The sequence below is a fragment of the Brevundimonas sp. RM1 genome (genome assembly GCF_052907225.1).
The window spans coordinates 1-1,265 of sequence record NZ_JBRERY010000077.1 but is presented as its reverse complement, the minus strand read 5'-3'; the positions used below and the strand labels follow the sequence as shown (position 1 = coordinate 1,265).

The following is a 1,265-nucleotide window of genomic DNA, read 5'->3' as shown; positions in this document are numbered from 1 at the left end:
GGCCCAGTCGTTGGCCCTGCCCGGCCCCTCGGACGCCGAGATCGAGCAGATGCTGCTGCTGGGCGCCCGCACGCCGGACCACGGCAAGCTGTTTCCCTGGCGCTTCGTCATCCTGGGCCCGCGCAGCCGCGTCGAACTGTCCGAAGCCCTGGTCGCCCTGGGCGAAACCCAGAACCGCACCGGCAAGGAGATCGCCGCCCTGGCCAAGCTGGCCAATCCGCCGCTGACCGTCATGGTCGTCTCGACCCCGATTCAGGGCCACAAGGTGCCGGTCTGGGAACAGCAGCTGTCCGCCGGCGCGGTCTGCATGAACCTGGAGCACGCGGCCAACGCCCTGGGCTATTCAGCCAGCTGGATCACCGACTGGTATTCCTACGACCCCGCCGCCGTCGCCCTGTTCGGCGTCGAGCACGGCGAGACCATCGCCGGCTTCATCCACGTCGGCTCCCTGTCCGAGCCCCCGTTGGAACGCCCCCGCCCCGACCTGGAGCACAAGGTGACGGCGCGACCCTGAGGCGGGTCAGAGCCGATCGACGGCGGCTTTCAGCTTCCCGGCGACCACGGCGGCCTTGTCCTTGAGCGCGGGATTGTCGATCGCCTGCATCGAGGCCACGGGATCGATGGCCGAGACCTCGGTGCGGCCGCCGCCCGCGTCCTGCACCACCACATTGCACGGCAGCATGGCGCCGACCTTGTCCTCCAGCCCCAGCGCCTCGAAGGCCAGCTTGGGATTACAGGCCCCCAGGATCGTATAGGCGCGGAAATCCTCGCCCAGCTTGGCCTTGAAGGTGGCGCGCAGGTCGATCTCGGTGATGACGCCGAACCCCTCCTGGCCCAGGGCCTCGCGCGTCGCGTCCAGTGCCGCCTCGAACGGCAGGTCCAGCGTCTTGCTGAAATGATAGGTCGCCATGGTCCTCTCCTTCGTCGCTGAGGCCCAGCAAACGCCCGGACGGCGCAGGCGTTGCCTCAGTCCCGAGGCTCCTCCTCCGGCCGGTGCACGATCGACACCAGCACCACCGAGATGATCATCAGCAGGAACCACGCCCCCAGCTTGTTCAGGCTGACCATCTCCCATCCGACCTCCTGCCCCGGATAGACCCAGGCCCGCGCGAACGTCCCCAGGTTCTCCGCGAACCAGATGAACAGCGCCACCAGCCCATAACCCAGCAGCAGCGGCATCGACCGCCGCGTCCGGTCGGCGGTGAAGTAGAACCACCCCCGCGCGAACAGCAGCCCCGTCGCCGCGAACAGCGCCAGCCGGATGT

Annotated in this window: 3 protein-coding genes; 1 reads left to right on the top strand and 2 read right to left on the bottom strand. The window is 68.6% G+C overall.

Translation table 11 applies throughout. The features are described 5' to 3' along the window. Nucleotides 1-514, top strand: a 514-nt coding sequence (locus ACU5AP_RS16345) for a nitroreductase family protein (RefSeq protein WP_446681567.1), incomplete at its 5' end; no start/stop codon positions are given. A 6-nt stretch (nt 515-520) separates the two neighbouring features. Here the strand turns inward: ACU5AP_RS16345 and ACU5AP_RS16340 are convergent. After that, nucleotides 521-910 (bottom strand): DUF302 domain-containing protein, encoded by a 390-nt coding sequence (locus ACU5AP_RS16340; RefSeq protein ID WP_286952511.1) that lies wholly within the window; start codon nt 908-910, stop codon nt 521-523. Between the two features lie 56 nt (nt 911-966). Beyond that, a partial coding sequence (locus ACU5AP_RS16335) for a DUF817 family protein (RefSeq protein WP_446681566.1) occupies nt 967-1,265 on the bottom strand: 299 nt, incomplete at its 5' end.

Bases quoted from the DNA above. Each gene is read 5' to 3' on its own strand.
- ACU5AP_RS16340 (WP_286952511.1), bottom strand. From the start codon at position 910: ATGGCGACCTATCATTTCAGCAAGACGCTGGACCTGCCGTTCGAGGCG.